This window comes from Roseburia sp. OM02-15, from assembly GCF_003481835.1.
GTDB lineage: Bacteria > Bacillota > Clostridia > Lachnospirales > Lachnospiraceae > Eubacterium_I > Eubacterium_I ramulus_A.
In genome coordinates, this window is the sequence record NZ_QULX01000007.1 from 20,319 (window position 1) to 35,826 (window position 15,508).

Below are 15,508 nucleotides of genomic sequence, written 5' to 3' on the forward strand. Positions count from 1 at the left end.
TGTTGGGATTACAGAAAAACATATCTATTAGATGATGTAATAAATATTTAGGACGGGATAAGCTGAATTTATAAAACAATTATCATGACGAAGAGAGGTTAATTACAATGGGCGACAGAATGACACCGATTCCTTTCGGGAATCTGATGAACTGGGCGATGACAGAGCGCACAAAGCGGCAGACCGTATTTGGCGTTCGCAAAGAGTATAAAGCAGATCCAGCGAAATGTCTTTCTATTTTCGGAGAGAAGATTGAGACACCGTACGGACCGGCGGCAGGACCAAACACACAGCTTGCACAGAATATCATAGCAGCATATCTGGCAGGCAGCCGTTTCTTTGAGTTAAAAACAGTACAGATCTTAGACGGCGAGGATCTTCCGGTAAGCAAACCGTGTATTCTTGCAGACGATGAATGCTACAACTGCGAGTGGTCTACAGAGCTGTATGTACCGCAGGCTTACGCAGAGTATGTCAAAGCATGGGTTGCATTAAAAGCACTCTCCAAAGAGTGGGGACTTGGTGCAACAGACGGATTTATTTTCAACATCAGTGTTGGATATGATCTGCAGGGCATCAAATCAGAAAAAATCGATACATTTTTAAATAATATGATCGAATCCAAAGACAATCCGGTATTTCAGGAGTGCATCCAGTGGCTGAAAGACAACAAAGACAGCTTCAGTAAACTGACAGATGCTGATATCGAGGCAATTCCATCTGATATCTGCAAATCTGTAACAGTATCCACTCTGCACGGATGTCCACCAGAGGAGATTGAGAGCATTGCTTCTTATCTGCTGACAGAAAAAGGATTAAATACATTTGTAAAATGTAATCCGACGCTGTTGGGATACGAAGAAGCCCGCAAGATCATGGACGATATGGGATATGATTACGTGGCATTCGGTGATTTCCATTTTAAAGATGATCTTCAGTTTGAGGATGCTGTACCGATGCTGACCAGACTGCAGGCACTGGCAGACAGCAAAGGACTTGCCTTTGGTGTAAAAATCACCAATACCTTCCCGGTAGATGTGACCAGAAACGAGCTTCCAAGCGAAGAGATGTACATGTCCGGAAAATCCTTATGTGCTTTGTCCTTAAGCGTAGCGCATAAGCTCAGTAAAGCGTTTGACGGAAAATTAAGAATTTCCTACTCCGGCGGAGCCGATGCATTTAACATTGACAAGATCTTCGGACTTGGCATTTGGCCGATCACAGTAGCTACAACTTTATTAAAACCAGGCGGATACAACCGTGGCATCCAGCTTGCAGACAAACTGAATGCAATGGAATTCAAACCGTTTGAAGGTGTAGATGTAGACGGACTGGCAGCTCTGATCGAGGAGATCAAACATGATCCACATCATGTAAAACCGGTAAAACCGTTACCGAGCCGCAAGATGGACAAAGAAGTTCCGTTACTGGACTGCTTCACAGCACCATGTATGGAAGGATGTCCGATCCATCAGGATATTCCGGCATATGTAAAACTTGCCGGTGAAGGAAAAATGCAGGAAGCATTAGAGGTTATTCTTGATAAAAACCCGCTTCCGTTTATGACAGGTACCCTGTGTAACCACAGATGTATGAGCAAATGTACCAGAAACTTCTATGAAGAGCCGGTTGCGATCCGCGGTACCAAACTGCAGGCAGCAAAAGGCGGATATGACAGTGTTCTGGGTGGGCTGAAAGCAGAAGGAAACAGCGGCAAGAAAGTTGCCATCGTAGGTGGCGGCCCGGCTGGTATTGCCTGTTCCGCATTCCTTGCAAAAGGTGGAGCAGACGTTACCGTATTTGACAAAAAAGAGCATTTTGGCGGAACGGTTCGCAACGTGATCCCGTCCTTCCGTATTGATAACGAAGCAATCGCAAAAGATGTGGAGATTGCAAAAGCATACGGAGCAAAATTTGTAAATAACAGAAATATTGAAAATATTGAAAGTCTGAAAGAGGAAGGTTTTGATACCATCGTTCTTGCTATCGGTGCACACAAAGGTATGTCCATCGGTGTAGATACCGAGAAAGAACTGAATGCGGTAGACTTCCTTGAGGCAGCAAAAGAAGATCCGAAGGCACAGAACCTTGGCAGACATGTCGTTGTCATCGGAGCTGGTAACACAGCGATGGATGCGGCACGTATGGCGGGCAGAATTGAAGGCGTGGAAGACGTTACTGTGGTATACCGCAGAACCAAACGTTACATGCCAGCCGATGAGGATGAATTATTAGAAGCATTAGAAGACGGCGTTGTTATGAAAGAACTGTTGGCACCGAAGACACAGAAAGACGGCGTTCTGACCTGCAAGAAAGTAGTTCTTGGTGAGATGGATGCCAGCGGCAGACAGAAACCGGTGGAGACAGAGGAAGAAGTTCAGATCCCGGCAGACACGATCATCGCATCTCTGGGAGAGCGTGTAGACAGTGCACTGTATGAAGCAAACGGCATCAATGTCAACGAGAAAGGACAGCCGGTTCTCGATGCTGAAACCATGGAGACAAGCAAACCGGGTGTATACGCCATCGGTGATGGTGCAGGCGGAGCAGCAACCATTGTGTTAGCAATCCGTGATGCACAGAAAGCCGCAAGCCACATTCTTGGCGAGGCAGCAAAATCTGAGTATGTATACGATACAGATGTAGCCCGTGCAGCAGAAAAGAAAGGCATTCTGGTTCATTCCGCAGAAGGAAAAGCGGAAGAAGAGAGATGTCTGGAATGTAATCACATTTGTGAGAACTGCGTAGACGTATGTCCGAACCGTGCAAATGTAACAATCGCAGTACCGGGACAGAAAATGCCAGCCATCGTCCATGTGGATTACATGTGTAACGAGTGCGGCAACTGCAAGAGTTTCTGCCCGTACAGCAGTGCACCATATCAGGCGAAAATTACATTATTTGCAAATGAAGCAGATTTTGAAAACAGCAAAAATGACGGTTATGTGGTTCTGAACAGAGAGAACATGACAGTTAAAGTAAGACTGGCAGGTTTCGTGAAGGATTACAACCTGAAAGATGCTGACTGTACCTTATACGATGGATTAAAACAGGTGATTCTGACAATCGATGCAGATTATGATTATCTGTATCTGTAATAGATCAGAAATCAGTCTGAATGGAGAAATGTGAATCATGCTTGCATGAAACAGCATTTCAGATAAGGAGTTCATAATGGGATATTTAATCAAAAACGGTACCGTTGTTTACGCAAACGGCAGTTACACAGCCGATGTACTGGTAGAAGGTGAGAAAATAACCCAGGTGGCAAAAACCATTGATGCGCCGGGCATGACGGTCATCGATGCGTCCGGGAAATATATATTTCCCGGATTCATCGATACCCATACACATTTCGATCTGGATGCGGGAGATTTTCATACCGCAGATGATTTTTATACAGGAACAAAAGCTGCGATAGCAGGAGGAACCACATCGATCCTTGATTTTACCACGCAGGAAAAAGGGCAGACCTTAACCGAAGCGCTGGATGTCTGGCACAAGATGGCAGACGGAAAAAGTTCCTGTGATTACGGTTTTCATATGTCGATCACAGACTGGAACGACGAGTCAAAAAGGGAAATCAAAGAAATGACCCGTCAGGGTGTTACTTCTTATAAATTATATATGGCATATGATAATCTCAAAGTGAATGACAAAGAGATATTCGAGATTTTATCAGCCATCGAGGAAGAACACGGTATCGCCGGTGTTCATTGTGAAAACGGTGACATCATCAAGGCGGTAACGGAAAAACTCAAATCCGAGGAACGCAACAGTGTACGCCTGCATCCGAAGAGCCGTCCGGCGGAGGCGGAAGCAGAAGCCATTAACCGGCTTCTGACCATTGCAAAGCTGGCAGGCACACCGGTGAATATCGTGCATTTAAGTTCAAAGCAGGGACTGAAAGTGGTCCAGAGAGCCAGAAAAGAAGGTCAGCAGGTATTTGTGGAGACCTGTCCACAGTATCTGATTCTGGATGAGAAAGAATATAATCGTCCGGGATTTGCAGGCGCAGCCTATGTATGTGCACCGCCCCTTCGAAAAAAAGAAGACCGGGAGGCACTCTGGGAGGCAGTTGAAAAGGACGAAGTTGATATGCTTGGCACTGACCACTGCAGTTTCAACATGGATGGTCAGAAAACAAGAGGCAAGGATGATTTTACCAGAATTCCGGGAGGTATTCCGGGAACTGAACAGCGACCGATGCTGTTTTATCAGTATGGAGTGGTGGAAGGAAGAACTTCCATTGAGCGCATGTGCCAGCTTCTGGCGGAGCGTCCGGCAAAACTTTTTGGCATGTATCCGCAAAAAGGAGCCATTCTTCCGGGCAGCGATGCAGATCTGGTGATCTGGGATCCGGATAAGGCATGGACAATCTCAGCCAAGACACAGGTTCAGAACGTGGACAACACGCCATATGAAGGAATTTCGGGAACTGGAATGGCAGCACAGGTATTTTTAAGAGGCTGTCCGGTGGCAGAGTACGGAAAAGTACATACCGAATTAAAAGGAAAATACATCCACAGAACTGCACGGCAGTTATAGCATATGAGTAGAATGGAAACAGATTTTTAAATATTGTTTTCAAATATTACATAGGAATGATAGCAAATAGAATGTATATACGAATGTGTATTTACAGGATTGCTTGTAAAGCAGTGAGGTACTGCATTATAATAGAATCTAAATTGTTATTATGACAGTTTAAAAAGAATAAAAGAAAGAAGGAAATTATTATGAAACAGTCAATCAACGTAAACGGAGCACCGGCAGCAGTAGGTCCATATGTACACGCAGTAAAAACAGGAAACATGATCTTTATTTCCGGACAGTTAGGTTTAAACCCGGCAGATGGTACCCTTCCGGAAGGCATCGAGGCACAGACTGTACAGAGTCTTGAGAATCTGAAAACTATTCTGGAAGGTACAGGATCTGATTTTGATCATGTTGTAAAAACAACTATCTTCTTAGCAGACATTGCTGATTTCGGTAAAGTAAATGAGATCTATGCAAAATATTTTGCAAACGAAGTACCGGCCCGCTCCTGCGTAGAGGTTGCAAACCTTCCGAAAGCAGGTCTGGTAGAGATTGAAGCAGTTGCTGTAGAAAAATAAGAAATACAGGATTGTATACAAGACCGATAGGTTAACTCTAAAAAATTTTTAGCTAAATTCTTGACACTGCCTGTAAGAGAAAATACAATAGAATCCTAGTGCTAATGAATCTTATGGGCAGGAGGCAAGGACTTGAAAACAGAAACATTACATGTTACAGAAACAGAAGAAAGAATTCTGAATGCGGCACTGAAAGTTGTAAATGATGTCACAATCAGTGGAACGAGAATGCATCTGATCGCAGACAAGGCAGATATGGTGCAGTCAAATGTTCACTATTATTATAAAACAAAGCAGGATCTGTTAAAGAGACTGCAGGAATGGATCTTAGAAGAATGCTACGATATGCAGCAGGTAAGCAAGAAATCAAGTAAAGATACACTGGAAGATCAGTTACACATTTTCTTCCAGCAGAAAAAAACTCTGCTGACCAAGAAAAAAGAGTATGATTTTGCAGAACTTGATTTCCTTGTTCAGACAAGGATCGATGCAGACATCAGAGCACGTTTTCAGGAAGCGTATGCAGTTTGGAGAGATAATATCCGGGCGATCATCATTCGTTTTTGCCCGAATATGGAGGAGACAGACAAGGAACTGATTCCGTATATGGCAGTATCGTTGCTTGAGGGGGCTTCGATCCAGGTGCTGGTAGATGGAAAAGGTTTTGACGCAGACAGCTATTTTGCATATGCAGAAGACATGGTGCTTCGCCAGATCAGAATTGCGATGGAGAAAAAAGAAGGGTAACAGGTCTGTCTACTGACAGAGGTTTGATTTCCAATGGTTTTTACTGAAACTTTGCTATGGGGAAAAGCAAAGATGTAATGTATCATTCTGTTTGATTGAATATTCAGTCAAAGTACGCGGAATGTGGTGGGTTTTATATATCACAATCACGAAAACGCCGGATGAAAATGCCGGTTCTGTTCGTATACCTTATCTGATACAAATCTAAGGATAACTGGTCATTCCGGTTTGGTCGAATATTTAATCAAATCCAGACAAAATGAAACATAAATGAATCAGGTAAAAGCAAATATTGGAGCATCAAGTGTATGTCAGTATGCAGAGCAAAAGGCATTCTGGAATTTTTATCCATCTGCATCAGAATGGGGGCATTTCGATGTATCAATTTTATGTAAATAATGAATTATATCAGGTGGAAGGCGATGGAAAGCTGCTGCCGTTCCTGCGGGATGTCTGTAAGTGCAAATCCGTAAAGGATGGCTGCAGTGAGGGAGCCTGCGGAACCTGTCATGTGCTGGTAGACGGAGTGGCGATGAAAGCCTGTATTCCGACTCTGTCCATGATGGATGGCAGATCGATCCTTACCGTGGAAGGCTTTTCGGATGAGGAAAAAGAACTGTATGCATACGCTTTTGCAGAGGCAGGAGCCGTGCAGTGCGGATTCTGTATTCCGGGAATGGTCATTTGTACAAAGGGACTTCTGGATAAGAACCCAAACCCGACGAGAGACGAGATCGCGTTTGCGCTGCGCAACAACATCTGCCGCTGCACCGGATATAAAAAAATCATGGATGCGGTGGAATTAGCCGCAAAGATCAAACGGGAAGGAAAGGGAATCCCGAAAAAAGAATTTACCTGGAAACTGGGCGAGCGCGTGCATCGTGTGGATGCCAGGGAAAAGACATTAGGATATGGAGAATACGTGGATGACATGGAGGTGGAAGGACTGCTTCACGCGAGTGCGGTCCGTTCCAAATATCCGAGAGCAAGGGTGTTGTCCATCGATACAGAAAAAGCAAAAGCAGTTCCGGGTATCGTAGATATTTTTACCGCTGCGGATATTCCGGGAGATGTGAAAGTCGGACATCTGGTTCAGGACTGGGATACGATGATTCCGGTTGGCTCCATTACCCATTATCTGGGAGATGCCATTGCACTTGTGGTTGGTGAGAACCTGGATGTGGTGGAAAAAGCGAAAAAACTGGTGAAAGTCGAATACGAGGAGCTGCCCTTTGTCAGCAGTCCGTATGAGGCGATGAAAGAGGATGCGCCGCAGGTACACGGAAGCGGAAACCTGTTGGCACACAAGCATGTATCAAGAGGAAACGCCAAGGAAGCCATTGCCAATGCAAAATATGTCTATACCGAGGAGTTCCATACTCCCTGGACGGAACATGCATTTCTGGAGCCGGAATGTGCGATTGCCATGCCGTATGAGGACGGCGTACTGATCTATTCCACAGATCAGGGAACTTACGCAACTCAGCACGAATGTTCCGAAATGCTTGGTCTTCCGAGCGAAAAAGTCCGGGTTGTCAACAAACTGGTGGGCGGCGGATTCGGCGGAAAAGAGGATATGTCCGTGCAGCATCATGCGTCACTGGCGGCTTATCTGCTGAAACGTCCGGTCAAAGTAAAACTAACGCGACAGGAAAGCATCCTGATCCATCCGAAACGGCATCCGATGGATATGAAATTTACGGTTGGATGTGATGAGAACGGCATTATTCAGGGCGTAACCGCTACCGTTATCGCAGATACCGGAGCATATGCATCTTTAGGCGGACCAGTTCTGGAGCGTGCCTGTACCCATGCGGCGGGTCCGTATAACTATCAGAACTTTGAAATCGATGGAAAAGCATATTATACAAACAATCCGCCGGGAGGCGCCTTCCGTGGATTCGGTGTAACCCAGACCTGCTTCTGCATGGAAATGATGCTGACGAAGCTGGCAGAGAAGATCGGCATTAGCGCCTGGGAGATCCGTTATCGCAATGCGATCCGGCCGGGACAGGTACTTCCAAACGGACAGATCGTAGATGAATCCACCGGACTGGTGGAGACACTGGAAGCGGTGAAAGATGTATTTGAAAACAATCAGTATGTAGGTATTGCCTGTGCCATGAAAAATGCCGGTGTCGGCGTTGGTATTCCGGATTTTGGAAGAGCGATTCTTGCCATTAAGGATGGAAAAGCACATATCCGATCCGGTGCTTCCTGCATCGGTCAGGGACTTGGAACGGTACTGGTACAGATGACGATCGAAAATACGGATTTGACCCGTGAGGATATCGTATATGAAGCGGCAAATACCATCAACGCACCGGATTCCGGAACCACATCCGGCTCCAGACAGACGTTGGTTACCGGTGAGGCGATGCGCAGAGCCTGTGAATTATATAACGAAGCGAGAAAAACCAAAAGTCTTGCAGAGCTGGAAGGGGAAGAATTCTACGGCGAATATCTGGCAAAAACCGATAAACTTGGCGCAGATGTTCCAAACCCGGTATCTCACGTAGCTTACGGTTATGCGACTCAGGTATGTGTCCTAGACAAAGACGGAAGAGTGGAAAAAGTTGTGGCAGCTCACGATGTGGGACGTGCGGTAAATCCATTGTCTGTGGAAGGTCAGATCGAGGGCGGCGTGATCATGTCTCTTGGCTATACCCTAAGAGAGCGCTACGACCTTAAGGACTGTAAACCGTTATCCAAATACGGAACTCTTGGTTTATTCCGGGCGAATGAGATTCCGGAAGTGGAAAGTATCATTGTAGAAAAAGCAGGACTGAATGTGGCATGCGGAGCCATCGGTATCGGAGAGATCACTTCCATTCCGACCGCACCGGCGATCGCGGCAGCTTACTACAGTTATGATGGCAAGTATCGTACCAGACTTCCACTTGCAGATACACCTTATGCTGCAGACCAGCAGTATAAAAAGGGGGTGCAGTGACAATGAAAAAACGAATTCGGAAGTTTGCTTATGTGGCATGTAACGGCGGAGAACACAATCACAACTGTCAATATGGATGTATCGGCTGTGGCGCCTGTGTGGAAGCCTGTCGGAAAAATGCCGTGAGCATCAATGCACAGGGCGTGGCAGAAATCGATCGTGACAACTGTGTGGGTTGTCGGTTGTGTGAAAAAGCCTGTCCGCAGCAGATCATCCACATGCACAATGTGGGAGAACCGTTTCTGGTACGCTGCTCCAATCGTGATATGGGAGCACCGGCGAGAAATGCCTGTGATGTGAGCTGCATCGGCTGTGGTCTGTGCCACAGAAACTGCCCGAGTGAGGCAATACAGATTGAAGATAATTGTGCGGTAATATATGAAGCAGACTGTTTATCCTGTGGAAACTGTGTGGTGAAATGTCCGAGAAATGCAATTGTTGATATCCGTGAATTTATAAAAAAATGATATAAAATCACATACATATAAGAGGAGGATTTATGTAATGGAAAAGGCAAAAAGAAAATACGCGTCTATTTTCGAACTTGATGGAATTCCGCAGATGAGCAAAGCGCTTCCGCTGGCTTTGCAGCACGTTGTAGCGATGATCGTAGGCTGTGTAACACCGGCGATCATCGTAGCAGGAGTAGCAGGACTTGACAATGCAAACCGTGTTATGCTGATTCAGTCAGCACTGATCGTATCCGCAATTTCCACATTTTTGCAGTTGTTCCCGATCGGTAAAAAGGGCGGCTTCCGTCTGGGTTCCGGTTTGCCGGTGATCATGGGTGTCAGCTTTGCCTATGTAGCAAGTATGCAGGCAATTGCAGCAGATACGGGTATCGCAGCAATATTTGGTGCACAGATCGTCGGCGGTATTATCGCAGTCATTATCGGATTCTTCATCGACAAGATCCGTAAAGTATTCCCGCCGCTGGTAACAGGAACGGTTGTATTTACCATCGGACTTTCCCTGTATCCGACCGCTGTTAATTACATGGCAGGTGGTTCTTCTAGCGCAAACTATGGTCACTGGACAAACTGGCTGGTAGCATTTATCACACTGGCTATCGTTACATTTTTAAATCACTTTACAAAAGGTTTTGTAAAACTGGCTTCTATCCTGATCGGTATTATCTGTGGTTATATCATTGCAGCATTTTTTGGAATGGTAGATCTGACCGCAGTGGCACAGGCAAGCTTTTTCCAGGCTCCGCAGATCATGCATTTTGGTATCAAATTTGAGCCGTCATCCTGTATTGCCATCGGATTACTGTTTGCGATCAATGCAATTCAGGCTATCGGCGATTTCACAGCAACTACAACAGGTAGTATGGATCGTGAGCCGACCGATAAAGAGTTAAAAGGTGCCATCGTAGGTTACGGATGCATGAACGTTGTCGGTGCATTCCTTGGTGGTCTTCCGACAGCTTCCTACAGCCAGAACGTAGGTATCGTTACAACAACAAAAGTTATCAACCGTGTAGTCCTTGGAATGGGTGCTGGCATTCTGCTGATCGCAGGTCTGGTGCCGAAATTCTCCGCATTACTGACAACCATTCCGCAGTGTGTACTTGGTGGTGCAACCATTTCCGTATTTGCATCTATCGCAATGACAGGTATCAAACTGATCACCACACAGGAGATGAACTTCAGAAATACATCCGTTGTAGGTCTGGCTGTAGCACTTGGTGTTGGTGTAACTCAGGCTTCCGCATCTCTTGCAATGTTCCCGGCATGGGTAACAACTGTATTCGGAAAAACTCCGGTTGTTATCGCAACAGTAGCAGCTGTATTCTTAAATCTGGTATTGCCGAAAGAAAAACCAGAAGTGAAAAAAGAAACAGAAGAAAAATAAAATTTAATAAAATCTTGAGATGAATGATGAAAGCTCTCTTTTTTTACAGACTTTGAAAAATGTAAAAAGGAGAGCTTTTTTATTAGCACAACTAACAAATACTATAAATACAATTCATAAGCGGAGTGGTTGTAAATCGGAAAATATCTGCGTTATAATATCTGAGAAAAAAATGTAAAAATTATTGTGTGATGAGATCACGATAGCATAATGCAAAAGATGGAGGATTTTAGTATATGAAAAAGACAGAGGGAAAAAATGCGTCTATTTTCGAGTTAAACGGTGTTCCGCAGCTGAGCAAGGCACTTCCGCTGGCACTGCAGCATGTAGTAGCGATGATCGTAGGCTGTGTAACCCCGGCAATCATTGTGGCAGGTGTCGCAGGTCTTGAGGGAGCCAACCGTGTTATGCTGATTCAGTCTGCACTGGTAGTTTCCGCACTTTCCACATTTTTACAGCTGTTTCCGATCGGACCGAAAAACGGCTTCCGCATGGGGGCAGGATTACCGGTTATTATGGGAACCAGTTTTGCATATGTGGCAAGTATGCAGGCGATTGCGGCAGATACAGGTATTGCGGCGATATTTGGAGCACAGATCATCGGTGGTATCATTGCGATGATCATTGGATTTTTTATTGATAAGATCCGAAAAGTATTTCCACCGCTGGTAACAGGAACCGTTGTATTTACGATTGGACTTTCTCTGTATCCGACTGCTGTCAATTACATGGCAGGTGGCGCATCCAGTGGAAATTACGGACATTGGACAAACTGGCTGGTAGCCATTATCACGTTAGCTATCGTTACATTTTTGAATCATTTTACCAAAGGATTTTTGAAACTGGCTTCTATTCTGATCGGTATTATTTGTGGTTATATTATTGCAGCATGTTTCGGTATGGTAGATCTGAGTGCGGTGGCGCAGGCAAGCTTTTTCCAGATGCCGCAGATCATGCATTTTGGCATTCAGTTTGATCCGTCTTCCTGCATTGCGATTGGTTTGTTATTTGCCATCAATGCAATTCAGGCGATCGGTGATTTTACCGCAACCACAACCGGCGGTATGGATCGTGAGCCGACGGATAAAGAGTTAAAAGGTGCCATTGTAGGATATGGATGTACGAATGTCATCGGTGCATTCCTTGGTGGTCTGCCGACTGCTTCCTACAGTCAGAATGTAGGTATCGTTACTACGACAAAAGTTATCAATCGTTCTGTACTCGGAATGTCTGCGGGTATTCTGCTGATTGCAGGTCTGGTGCCGAAGTTTTCTGCACTGCTGACAACCATTCCGCAGTGTGTGCTTGGTGGAGCAACGATTTCTGTATTTGCTTCTATCGCAATGACAGGTATCAAGCTGATCACAAGTCAGCCGATGAGTTATCGAAATACTTCTATTGTTGGTTTGTCGGTTGCGCTTGGTGTTGGTGTGACACAGGCATCTGCGTCTCTGGGAATGTTCCCGGCATGGGTGACAACTGTATTTGGTAAGACGCCGGTTGTTATTGCAACAGTAACTGCGGTATTCTTAAATCTGGTGCTGCCGAAGAATAAACCAGCAGAAAAGAAATAAGAAAATAATTATTTGGCTGAATATAGAAGGAGCTTTCGCTGATTGGCGGGAGCTCCTTTTTATGGTAAAATAAATAGTAATATGTGATATGAGAAAAGGGGATTTTACGATGATATATTTTGATAATGCGGCAACGACGCGACGGAAACCGCAGGAAGTTGTGCAGGCAGTCACAGAGGCGTTATGTTCACTTGGAAATGCAGGACGAGGGGCGCACGAAGCAACACTGCAGGCTTCTCGCACGATTTATGATACAAGACGAAAACTGGCAGAATTTTTCCATGCGGAAAATCCGGAGCGGATGGTGTTTACAAGCAATGCAACAGAGAGTCTGAATATTGCGATTAAAGGATTATTAAATCCGGGAGATCATGTGATCACCACGCAGCTGGAGCATAATTCTGTGCTCCGTCCGCTCTATGAGATGGAAGAAAAAGGTGTGGAACTGACGATTGTAAAAGCGGATGCACAGGGCAGATTTTCGTTAGAGAATATGGAGGCTGCAATCCGACCGGAGACAAAAGCCATCATCTGTACCCATGGATCCAATGTCACCGGAAATCTGGTGGACATTGCAGCAATCGGAGAACTGACGCAAAAGCACGGAATCCTTTTCGTGGTGGATGCGTCACAGACCGCAGGGGTATTTCCTATCGATGTGCAGGCAATGCATATAGATATTTTATGCTTTACCGGGCACAAAAGCTTGCTTGGCCCGCAGGGAACCGGCGGGCTCTATGTCAGAACCGGTCTGCAGCTTCGTCCGTTAAAGAGCGGCGGCAGCGGCGTGCAGACGTATAGTAAAAGGCATCCGCAGCAGATGCCGACGGCGCTGGAAGCCGGGACGCTGAACGGACATGGGATTGCAGGGTTGGATGCGGCCTTAGACTACCTGATGCGGACAGGCATTGACGCAATTCGGGAAAAAGAACATAACCTGATGTGGCAGTTTTATGAAGGCATCCGTGAAATTCCGGGAGTGAAAATATACGGTGATTTTTCACAGAAAAATCGTTGCCCGATCGTGTCTTTTAATATCGGGGATTATGATTCTTCAGAGGTCAGTGATGAATTGTTTGAAGGATGGGAGATTTCTACAAGACCAGGCGGACATTGTGCACCGCTGATGCATGAGGCGCTTGGAACGGTTGAGCAGGGCGCTGTGCGGTTTAGTTTTTCCCATTACAATACTGAGGAAGAAGTGGAGACGGCGATCGCGGCGGTGATAGAATTGGCGGAAGAAGAGTAATGTAATTATGATATGATTTGTGATGTAAAGCGGACATTCGCAATCCGCTTTCGCTACTTGCTCATGAACGCAGTCGCTTTGCGACCTGTCAGTGGGAGCTTTTAACTCCCACTGACATAAGCATCCCCCCTTACCTACCGCTTAGTGCTCTACGCACTTGAAGCGGGAGAATGTTTATCTCAGTCGAGAAGACTCCCACTTCTGCAAGTGGTGAGTAATAACAAGTCTTTCTCAGTGGGAGTACAATCTCCGACTGAGATAAACGCTCCGCGGGGATGTGCAGTGATTCTGAGAAGAATATGTCAGCTTTCGCTGACCAGAATCACGCACCAAGTCTCACGTGCGTTCGACTTGAATCTGCGTTCAAATTGATATTATAAGGCGAAAACAGGAGAAAAATCTTCGGCACAATGTAGAAAACAGAAATGCAAATCTTCCTATATTATGGAAAAATTGGAGAAAATGCAACTTTGACAAAAAAATAACTTGTCAGACCGGTAAATTTAATGTATTGTATAGCATGGATATGAAAGATATCACATTGGTATCATGCAAAAACATTTAAATTCCATGCATTTTACAGGATGAAAACAGTTAAAAATGAATTTTATATCATGAAAAGGATTCATTTTTGAAGGATGAAACGTGAAATGGAGATCAAAAAATGGATTTATTTGATTACATGAGAGAACAAAATAAGGAAAAGGAATCGCCGCTGGCTTCCAGATTGCGACCAACGAAGCTGGAAGAAGTGGTTGGTCAGCAGCACATCATCGGCAAAGACAAATTGCTGTATCGTGCCATCAAAGCGGACAAACTGCAGTCGGTTATTTTTTACGGACCTCCGGGAACCGGAAAAACCACACTGGCGAAGGTCATTGCGAAAACGACCAGCGCAGAATTTATGCAGATCAATGCGACTTCCGCCGGAAAAAAGGATATGGAAGCTGTGATTGAAAAGGCAAAACAGCTGCAGGGCATGTACGGAAAACGTACGATCCTGTTTATCGATGAGATTCACCGTTTTAACAAAGGTCAGCAGGATTATCTGCTTCCGTTTGTGGAGGACGGTACGGTGACACTGATCGGTGCCACTACGGAGAATCCGTATTTTGAGGTAAACGGAGCGCTGATTTCCCGATCCATTATTTTTGAATTAAAGCCGTTGGATAAAGAGGATATCAAAACGCTGCTGCACCGTGCCTTAGAGGACATGGAAAAAGGCATGGGAGCTTATCGTGCGGTGGCGGATGAAGATGCACTGGAATTTCTGGCAGATGTGTCAAACGGAGATGCCCGCAGCGCATTAAATGCCATAGAACTGGGAATCCTTACCACAGAACGCAGTGCAGACGGGCTCATCCATATCACGCTGGATGTGGCTTCCGAATGTATCCAGAAGCGCGTGATCAAGTATGATAAAAATGGCGACAGCCATTATGATAATATTTCCGCATTTATCAAAAGTATGCGGGGGTCTGATCCGGACGCAGCGGTCTACTATCTGGCAAAAATGCTGTACGCCGGGGAAGATGTGACATTTATTGCCCGGAGAATTATGATCTGTGCATCAGAAGATGTGGGAAATGCAGACCCGAACGCCCTGACTGTGGCGGTCAGCGCAGCTCAGGCGGTGGAGCGGCTTGGAATGCCGGAGGCACGGATCGTGCTGGCACAGGCAGTCACTTATGTGGCAAGCGCACCAAAGAGCAATGCGGCTTACCTGGCAGTGGACAAAGCACTTTCCGTTGTTCGGGAGTCGAGAACCGCACCGGTTCCAACGTATCTCTGCGATGCCCATTACAAAGGTGCTGCAAAACTTGGACGTGGGCTTGGATACAAATATGCCCACGATTATCCGAATCACTACGTGGAGCAGCAGTATCTGCCGGATGCATACAAAGATATGAAATTCTATGAGCCGACAGAAAACGGCTATGAGCAGACCATTCGGGAATATTTTAAAAAAATCAAACAGGAGTAAATTTTTGTCAAATCTCCTTTTGAATAT

Annotated in this window: 10 protein-coding genes; all 10 read left to right on the forward strand. The window is 45.5% G+C overall.

Translation table 11 applies throughout. The annotated features are described in order from the left end of the window. Positions 1 to 107 precede the first annotated feature (107 nt). The 10 genes from ygfK (at position 108) to DXB15_RS08450 (ending at position 15,481) form a co-directional block, all read left to right on the forward strand. A complete protein-coding gene (gene ygfK, locus DXB15_RS08405; RefSeq protein WP_118702664.1) occupies positions 108 to 3,098 on the forward strand; it encodes a putative selenate reductase subunit YgfK in 2,991 nt (996 codons plus the stop codon). A gap of 76 nt (positions 3,099 to 3,174) precedes the next feature. Beyond that, positions 3,175 to 4,548: a dihydropyrimidinase gene (gene hydA / locus DXB15_RS08410; RefSeq protein WP_118702665.1), complete on the forward strand. Its 1,374-nt coding sequence runs from the start codon at positions 3,175 to 3,177 to the stop codon at positions 4,546 to 4,548. Positions 4,549 to 4,739: 191 nt separating this feature from the next. Next, the gene (locus DXB15_RS08415; protein ID WP_109214802.1) at positions 4,740 to 5,117 is read left to right on the forward strand and encodes a RidA family protein; all 378 of its coding nucleotides are present in this window, start codon (positions 4,740 to 4,742) and stop codon (positions 5,115 to 5,117) included. Between the two features lie 132 nt (positions 5,118 to 5,249). Then, positions 5,250 to 5,864 (forward strand): TetR/AcrR family transcriptional regulator, encoded by a 615-nt coding sequence (locus tag DXB15_RS08420; RefSeq protein WP_118702666.1) that lies wholly within the window; start codon positions 5,250 to 5,252, stop codon positions 5,862 to 5,864. A 376-nt stretch (positions 5,865 to 6,240) separates the two neighbouring features. Then, positions 6,241 to 8,817, forward strand: coding sequence for a selenium-dependent xanthine dehydrogenase (gene xdh, locus DXB15_RS08425; protein ID WP_118702667.1), 2,577 nt, complete (start codon positions 6,241 to 6,243; stop codon positions 8,815 to 8,817). Positions 8,818 to 8,819: 2 nt separating this feature from the next. After that, positions 8,820 to 9,284 (forward strand): 4Fe-4S binding protein, encoded by a 465-nt coding sequence (locus DXB15_RS08430; RefSeq protein ID WP_118702668.1) that lies wholly within the window; start codon positions 8,820 to 8,822, stop codon positions 9,282 to 9,284. A 37-nt stretch (positions 9,285 to 9,321) separates the two neighbouring features. Then, a complete protein-coding gene (locus DXB15_RS08435; RefSeq protein ID WP_109214798.1) occupies positions 9,322 to 10,674 on the forward strand; it encodes a uracil-xanthine permease family protein in 1,353 nt (450 codons plus the stop codon). Positions 10,675 to 10,910: 236 nt separating this feature from the next. Beyond that, entirely contained in the window at positions 10,911 to 12,248 is a 1,338-nt protein-coding gene (locus DXB15_RS08440; protein WP_109214797.1) for a uracil-xanthine permease family protein, read from the forward strand. Positions 12,249 to 12,357: 109 nt separating this feature from the next. Then, a complete protein-coding gene (locus tag DXB15_RS08445) occupies positions 12,358 to 13,497 on the forward strand; it encodes an aminotransferase class V-fold PLP-dependent enzyme (RefSeq protein WP_118702669.1) in 1,140 nt (379 codons plus the stop codon). A gap of 664 nt (positions 13,498 to 14,161) precedes the next feature. Next, a complete protein-coding gene (locus tag DXB15_RS08450) occupies positions 14,162 to 15,481 on the forward strand; it encodes a replication-associated recombination protein A (RefSeq protein WP_118702670.1) in 1,320 nt (439 codons plus the stop codon). Positions 15,482 to 15,508 lie beyond the last annotated feature (27 nt).

Excerpts from the sequence above, each read along its gene's own strand:
- hydA (WP_118702665.1), top strand. The coding sequence starts at position 3,175 with ATGGGATATTTAATCAAAAACGGTACCGTTGTTTACGCAAACGGCAGT.
- xdh (WP_118702667.1), top strand. The coding sequence starts at position 6,241 with ATGTATCAATTTTATGTAAATAATGAATTATATCAGGTGGAAGGCGAT.
- DXB15_RS08415 (WP_109214802.1), top strand. The coding sequence starts at position 4,740 with ATGAAACAGTCAATCAACGTAAACGGAGCACCGGCAGCAGTAGGTCCA.
- DXB15_RS08435 (WP_109214798.1), top strand. The coding sequence starts at position 9,322 with ATGGAAAAGGCAAAAAGAAAATACGCGTCTATTTTCGAACTTGATGGA.
- DXB15_RS08430 (WP_118702668.1), top strand. The coding sequence starts at position 8,820 with ATGAAAAAACGAATTCGGAAGTTTGCTTATGTGGCATGTAACGGCGGA.
- DXB15_RS08445 (WP_118702669.1), top strand. The coding sequence starts at position 12,358 with ATGATATATTTTGATAATGCGGCAACGACGCGACGGAAACCGCAGGAA.
- DXB15_RS08450 (WP_118702670.1), top strand. The coding sequence starts at position 14,162 with ATGGATTTATTTGATTACATGAGAGAACAAAATAAGGAAAAGGAATCG.
- ygfK (WP_118702664.1), top strand. The coding sequence starts at position 108 with ATGGGCGACAGAATGACACCGATTCCTTTCGGGAATCTGATGAACTGG.
- DXB15_RS08440 (WP_109214797.1), top strand. The coding sequence starts at position 10,911 with ATGAAAAAGACAGAGGGAAAAAATGCGTCTATTTTCGAGTTAAACGGT.